General features: G+C 33.8%; 7 protein-coding genes. 6 read left to right on the forward strand and 1 reads right to left on the reverse strand.

The features are described 5' to 3' along the window. Positions 1-124 precede the first annotated feature (124 nt). Positions 125-475 (forward strand): TerB family tellurite resistance protein, encoded by a 351-nt coding sequence (locus tag IV513_RS14595; protein WP_209391291.1) that lies wholly within the window; start codon positions 125-127, stop codon positions 473-475. Between the two features lie 39 nt (positions 476-514). Then, complete coding sequence (tpiA, locus tag IV513_RS14600) at positions 515-1,273, forward strand: triose-phosphate isomerase (protein ID WP_209391292.1); 759 nt, start codon at positions 515-517, stop codon at positions 1,271-1,273. 109 nt (positions 1,274-1,382) lie between these two features. Here the strand turns inward: tpiA and IV513_RS14605 are convergent, their stop codons facing one another. Then, entirely contained in the window at positions 1,383-2,345 is a 963-nt protein-coding gene (locus tag IV513_RS14605; RefSeq protein WP_209391293.1) for a Gfo/Idh/MocA family protein, read from the reverse strand. Positions 2,346-2,478: 133 nt separating this feature from the next. Here IV513_RS14605 and IV513_RS14610 point away from each other — a divergent pair, with 133 nt between their 5' ends. The 4 genes from IV513_RS14610 to IV513_RS14625 all read left to right on the forward strand — a co-directional run bounded on the left by IV513_RS14610 (position 2,479) and on the right by IV513_RS14625 (position 6,373). Then, entirely contained in the window at positions 2,479-3,129 is a 651-nt protein-coding gene (locus IV513_RS14610) for a protein-L-isoaspartate(D-aspartate) O-methyltransferase (protein ID WP_209391294.1), read from the forward strand. 82 nt (positions 3,130-3,211) lie between these two features. Continuing rightward, on the forward strand, positions 3,212-3,505 hold the full coding sequence (locus tag IV513_RS14615; protein WP_245168959.1) for a hypothetical protein: 294 nt from the start codon (positions 3,212-3,214) through the stop codon (positions 3,503-3,505). Positions 3,506-3,700: 195 nt separating this feature from the next. Then, a complete protein-coding gene (locus IV513_RS14620; RefSeq protein WP_209391295.1) occupies positions 3,701-5,695 on the forward strand; it encodes a S9 family peptidase in 1,995 nt (664 codons plus the stop codon). A 189-nt stretch (positions 5,696-5,884) separates the two neighbouring features. Then, positions 5,885-6,373, forward strand: coding sequence for a DNA-deoxyinosine glycosylase (locus IV513_RS14625; RefSeq protein WP_209391296.1), 489 nt, complete (start codon positions 5,885-5,887; stop codon positions 6,371-6,373). Positions 6,374-6,683 lie beyond the last annotated feature (310 nt).

The raw sequence follows: 6,683 nt of genomic DNA on the forward strand, positions 1-6,683 counted from the left end.
ACAAGCTAAATCGAAGATATTTTGGAGATAGCCTCTTTGAAAGGCTTATTATTGCTAACATTACAGGGTTATGATTAAAAACGGATAATCAAAAAAATTAAAGTATAAATATTAAATAAAAAATATGCATAAATCTAATAAACCTATTGCGGGATATCATTTGCTGATGATTCTTTCATCGATAGACGGAGAATTTGCTCCGGAAGAGGGAATGCTCATTCAGCAGTATCTTGCAGACGAATTTCCGTTCAAAATGAATTTAGATAACGAGTTAGAAACCATTGCTTTACTGCAGCCGGAAGAATGGAAAGATCATTTTGAATTTCATGCACGTTGTTTTTTAGAAGATTCTACCGAAAAAGAACGTATAAAATTTGCAGAATTTGCAAAGTCTTTAATAAAAGCAGATGAGGTGGTAACAGATGAAGAACATACTTTTTACAAATTGCTGAAAAATCTTTGGAAACTGAACTAAACAAAAGATTAAAATCATTTTAACTACAATACAAAAACTATGAGAAGAAAAATAGTTGCAGGAAACTGGAAAATGAATAAAAACGTAATTGAAGCTCAACAGTTGATGATACAGCTGCTTGGTTACAAAAACGAAAACAAAACCAACTGTGAAGTATGGATCGCACCGCCTTCATTATATCTTATGATGGCAAAAGATATTTTTGAAAAAGACGAAATCGGAGTTTTTTCTCAGGATATGAGCGAATACGAAAGTGGTGCATATACAGGAGAAATTTCTGCGGATATGTTGGAGTCTATTGATGTAAGCGGATCTTTAATCGGGCATTCTGAAAGAAGACAATATCATGGCGAAACAGACGAAAGCTGCAATAAAAAAGTAAAATTAGCTTTAGATAAAGGTTTAATTCCTGTTTACTGTAACGGAGAAACTTTAGACCAAAGAAAAGCAGGGCAACATTTAGATGTAGTAAAAAACCAGACAGAAACTGCTCTTTTTACGCTTTCGGCTGAAGAAATTGAAAAAGTAGTTATTGCTTACGAACCGGTTTGGGCAATCGGAACAGGAGAAACGGCGACACCAGAACAGGCACAGGAAATCCATGCACACATCAGAAATACAATTGCCGAAAAATATGGTAAAGAAGTAGCTGAAGAAATTTCTATTTTGTACGGAGGTTCTGTAAAACCAGATAATGCAAAAGAAATTTTTTCTCAGCCGGATATAGACGGAGGTCTTATTGGAGGTGCTGCTTTAAAATTAGAAGATTTTTCTAAGATTATAGAAGCTTTTAATTAATCTTAAAAATAAAATTACATCAGACAAAAGATGAAAATTTATTTTGAATTCTTCTGTCTGATGTAATTTCTTCTGCCGAAAATTTTTCGTCTATATTGAGAAAATATGTTTAGCTAATCAGTTTCATAATTTCTAGGGCAACTTTAAGAGCTTCTGTACCATCTTCTAAAGAAACTTCTACATTTTTGTTTTCGGTAATCGCTTTGGCAAAAGAATTAAGTTCATCCAGAATCGCATTATTGGGCTGAATATTAGGATATTCAAATAAAATCTGATTTTTTTCACCTTCAGAATTTTCAATAATCATATCAAATGGAGTAGGATTCTCAGGTGCTTCTTTCATTCGGATAACTTCAGATTTTTTCTCTAAAAAATCAACAGAAATATAAGCGTCTTTTTGGAAAAAACGGCTTTTTCTCATCGCTTTCATAGAAATTCTGGAAGTCGTAAGATTGGCAACACATCCGTTTTCAAACTCAATTCTGGCATTGGCTATATCGGGAGTCTTGCTTACCACACAAACACCACTTGCGTGGATGTTTTTTACCGGTGATTTTACTACACTCAGTAAAATATCCAGATCGTGGATCATCAGGTCTAAAACTACGGAAACATCCGTACCGCGAGGATTGAATTCCGCCAAACGGTGAATTTCAATAAACATAGGATTCTGAATGTAAGCTTTAGCTCCAATAAATGCCGGATTGTACCTTTCTACGTGCCCAACCTGAGCTTTTATACCGTTTTTTTTACACAATGCAACAATTTCTTCTGCCTGTTCAAGAGTATGTGTAACCGGTTTTTCAATAAAGAAATGAAGACCTTTTTCAATCGCTTTAAGAGCATAATCATAATGGTAGATTGTCGGTGTAACGATATCCAGCATTTCGATTTCATTTAGAAGATCATCAAAATTTTCAAAATACGTATATCCAAGTTCAGCTTCCAGTTTTTTTCCGTTTTCTGCATCTTTATCATGAAACCCAACCAGTTGATATTTTGAAGACTCGTTTAAAAGTCTTAAATGTATTTTACCCAAATGTCCGGCACCTACCAAACCTGCTTTTAACATAGCTTTTCAAATTTTTGTAAAGATAAAAGTTTAATTTGATATGTGGAATTTCAAATTATAGTAGAATCAATTTTTAACCTCCAAACTTAGCTCTCAGATTTGAAATTTCAAATCATTTCATTATTTTTGTGACATGGTAGATTTGTTTGTACATAAGGGAAAAAGGAAGAATTTGGTAGAATATCTCAGACAGAAAATTGGGATTTCGGATGAACGTGTTCTTGCAGCGATGAATACCGTTCCCAGACATCTTTTTATTGAAAGTATATTTGAAGATTTTGCCTATGAAGACCGGGCTTTTCCCATATTGGCACATCAAACCATATCTCATCCTTCAACAGTTGCAGAGCAGTCTGAACTTTTGCAGATAAAATCCGGTGAAAAAGTTTTGGAAATTGGTACCGGCTGTGGTTACCAAACTGCTGTATTAATTGCAATGGAAGCTTTGGTTTACACGGTAGAAAGGCAGAAAGATTTATTCGATTTTTCTAAAATAAAACTTCGTGAGATGAATTTTTATCCGAAATTTCAAAGTTTTGGAGACGGTTTTGCGGGGTTGCCTACTTTTGCCCCATTCGATAAAATTATAGTTACCTGTGGTGCATCTGTGTTGCCTACAGAATTATTGAAACAACTGAAAGTAGGAGGGAAAATGGTAATTCCACTCGGTCCTACAGACGAACAGGTGTTATACAGATTTACTAAAATTTCGCCTACCGAAATTCAGAAAGAAGAATTCGGAGCTTACAAATTTGTACCGATGCTGAATAATACCAATCAGTAAAAACTTTTAAAAAAAGTAAAAGTTCGATAAGTAATTGGAACTATTTTTGTCTTGTTTCATCATATCAAAAAATATTATTATCATGGAAGATAACCTTAATGAACAAAACAGAAAGCTAAAGGAAATGGATTATAATGCAGGTGAAGATATATTCAACAGAGAAGAGCATATTCCCTTAGATGGAGACGGAAATCCCATTACAAATCCCAATGAAGTAAACAATGAAATGCCTTTTGGGCTGGATGTTCCCGGTGCGGAAGATGATGATAATTTTGAACAGATTACCAACCAACTTCCTGATGAAGAGAACAGTTTTTATAGTACAAGTGACAATGAAGATGACCACGAAGAAACCAATGAAGACCTCATTTCTTAATATAATCCCGCCAATGTGAGCGGGATTTTTTATGATTATAAGACTGGTTTTTTTAGTTCAGGAAATAAATTAATTTAATTTTGAAGTCTTTTTTCTAAATTCATTTCAATTTCGTTCGGTTAATTTTGTATTAAATATTAACTTTGGCAATCTTTGAATTTTTGTACAGAAAATTCTTTTAAAAATGAATGTAATATGAAATTGAAACACAGTCTGCTGGCTTTAGCAGCTCCTCTTCTCATGAATGCACAACAAGTAATGACGCCGGAAATTCTTTGGACATTAAAGAAAGTCGGAGTTCAGGCAGTTTCTCCGGATCAGTCGTCGCTAATTTACAAAATAGGACAGGTTGATCTTAAAACAGAAAAAACGAAAAATGAGAATTATCTGCTGAATGTAATTAATAATCAGTCTGCAAAAATAGATTTAGGTAAAAAAGCATTAATTCAGTGGGATAAAAACGGATTATATGCACAGGAGGGCGATAAAATTTACCTTTCTAAAGACGGCGGTAAAACTTGGACAGAATTTTATACCATTGGCGAAGCAGATAATATCGTTATTTCTCCAGATGGGAAGAAAATAGCTTTCAGCAAGCAGGTTTTGGTTGAAAAAGTGATGGGTAAAGATAAATTTACGGATACGCCCAAAACTACAGCTCAGATTTATACCGATCTCAATCACAGACATTGGGATTATTTTAACGAAGGCAAATACAATCATGTTTTTGTAGTAGATGCTGCGGCAAACATAGATTCTGCAAAGGATTTACTGGAAGGGAAAATGTGGGATTCGCCCCAGAGACCTTTTGGAGGAGCCGAAGATTTTATTTTCAGTCCAGATTCTACTCAGCTTTTGTATGTTACGAAGCCGAAAAGCGGAAAAGATTATTCAACAAGTACCAATACCGACATTTTTGCTTACGATTTAGCTTCCGGAACAACAAAAAATTTAACAGAGTCGAATAAAGGGTATGATTTGAACCCTAAATTCAGTCCGGACGGTAAATCTCTTGTTTGGCAAAGTATGGAAAGAGATGGTTATGAAGCAGATAAAAATGATATTAAATTAATGGACTGGAAGTCCGGGAAAACTTCAAATCTTACAAAAGCTTGGGACGAATCTGTTTCCGGAGATGTTTTTTGGAGCGGAGATTCTAAATCTATTTATTTTACAGCAGCTTATAGAGGAACCAAACAATTATTTTCTTTAAATCCTAAAGATTCTAAAATTCAGCAGATTACAAAAGGTGATTTTGATATTAATGAGATTTTTGCAGATCAGAAAACTTCACTTTTGGTTTCCAAAACAGACATAAACCATGCCTCTGAAATCTATGCCGTTAATCTTAAAAACGGAGCATTAAAGCAGATAACCGATGACAATAAAGATGTTTATGCAAAATTAGCTCAAGGAAAGTCTGAACTGAAAATGGTGAAAACTTCAGACGGAAAAGAAATGGGAGTGTGGTTTCATTATCCACCAAATTTTGACCCGAATAAAAAATATCCTACTTTAGTTTATTGCCAAGGTGGTCCTCAATCTGCGTTGACGCAATTTTTCAGCACAAGATGGAATTTTGCTTTGATGGTAGCAAACGGTTACATTGTTGTTGCACCAAACCGTCGCGGAATGCCGGGTTGGGGAACCAAATGGAACGAAGAAATCTCAAGAGATTGGGGTGGGCAACCGATGAGAGATTATTTGGCAGCAACAGATTATGCTAAAACTTTACCTTATGTAGATAGTGAAAGAGTTGCAGCTGTTGGAGCTAGTTACGGAGGATACAGCGTATTTATGTTGGCCGGAATTCACGAAAACAGATTCAAAACATTCATCGCTCACGACGGATTGTTTGATATGAAATCTTGGTATTTAACAACAGAAGAGCTTTGGTTCGCAAACTGGGATCTTGGTTCGCCTTGGGAAAAACCTCTTCCAAAAGCATATACAGAATTTAATCCAAGCAATTTTGTAGAAAAATGGAATAAACCTATCATGATCATTCAGGGCGGAATTGATTTTAGAGTTCCTTACGAACAAGGTCAGGAAGCTTTTCAATCTGCAAAACTGAGAGGTTTAAAATCAAAACTAGTATATTTTCCTAACGAAAACCACTGGGTTCTTCATCCACAAAACGGTTTAGTTTGGCAGAGAGAATTTTTTGATTGGTTGAAAGAAACTTTGTAGAAAATATTTTCACTCTAATTCCCCTCCTTTGAAGGGGTGGATAAATTTTCAAAGAAAATTTAGACGGGGTGGTTTTTAATATTCTCAATATTTATAATACTATATAAATTATCAATAGAAGCGGGCTTTAGCCCGCTTTTTGTTTTTAAATATTCTTAAAGCTTTAGTCAAAATTTATATATTTGAATCATGCAAAACCGAATCTCATCATTCCCACCATTTATCGATGAACAATCTGAAATTTTAATTTTAGGTTCAATTCCTGGTGTGAAATCTCTTGAAAAACAACAGTATTACGCTCATCCCCCAAACAAATTCTGGAAAATTATTTTTGAATTGTTTAATGAAAAATTTACAGAAGATTATTCAGAGCGAATTAATATTTTAAAGAAAAATCACATCGCAATTTGGGATGTTATCGATTCCTGCGAAAGAAAAGGAAGCCTTGATTCTGAAATTAAAAATGAAGAAGCTAATCAGATTGAAAAACTGTTAGAAAATTATCCAAATATAAAAGCTGTTTTCTGTAACGGTGGAAAGTCGTATAAAAATCTACAGAAGTTATTAGGCAAAAATTTTAGAATTCCAATTTATTTATTGCCATCAACAAGTCCGCTTCACACCATTTCTTTTGAAAGAAAATTTGAGGATTGGAAAAAGGTATTAGATTATTTATAAACTTTAAACATTTTCCAATTAAAAAGATATATTTGTGTTTCACAAATACTTTTATATGAAGAAAAATTTTTTGCTACTATTTTGTTTTATTTCAAGCTTTGTTTTTTCGCAGGAGTATCATTTTGATTATTTTATAAGAGAACAATCTATACGAGTAAAACCAGATAAACAAGAATGGATTAGTGAATCATTTTATGATTCCGTCAATAATAAATTTGATTATCCGTTTTTAATCATAACCCTGTAATGTTAGCAATAATAAGCCTTTCAAAGAGGCTATCTCCAAAATATCTTCGATTTAGCTTGTAGA

Origin of the sequence: Chryseobacterium sp. RR2-3-20, assembly GCF_017808115.1 — a bacterium.
GTDB lineage: Bacteria > Bacteroidota > Bacteroidia > Flavobacteriales > Weeksellaceae > Chryseobacterium > Chryseobacterium oryzae.

Excerpts from the sequence above, each read along its gene's own strand:
- tpiA (WP_209391292.1), top strand. The coding sequence starts at position 515 with ATGAGAAGAAAAATAGTTGCAGGAAACTGGAAAATGAATAAAAACGTA.
- IV513_RS14610 (WP_209391294.1), top strand. The coding sequence starts at position 2,479 with ATGGTAGATTTGTTTGTACATAAGGGAAAAAGGAAGAATTTGGTAGAA.
- IV513_RS14595 (WP_209391291.1), top strand. The coding sequence starts at position 125 with ATGCATAAATCTAATAAACCTATTGCGGGATATCATTTGCTGATGATT.
- IV513_RS14605 (WP_209391293.1), bottom strand. The coding sequence starts at position 2,345 with ATGTTAAAAGCAGGTTTGGTAGGTGCCGGACATTTGGGTAAAATACAT.
- IV513_RS14615 (WP_245168959.1), top strand. The coding sequence starts at position 3,212 with ATGGAAGATAACCTTAATGAACAAAACAGAAAGCTAAAGGAAATGGAT.
- IV513_RS14625 (WP_209391296.1), top strand. The coding sequence starts at position 5,885 with ATGCAAAACCGAATCTCATCATTCCCACCATTTATCGATGAACAATCT.
- IV513_RS14620 (WP_209391295.1), top strand. The coding sequence starts at position 3,701 with ATGAAATTGAAACACAGTCTGCTGGCTTTAGCAGCTCCTCTTCTCATG.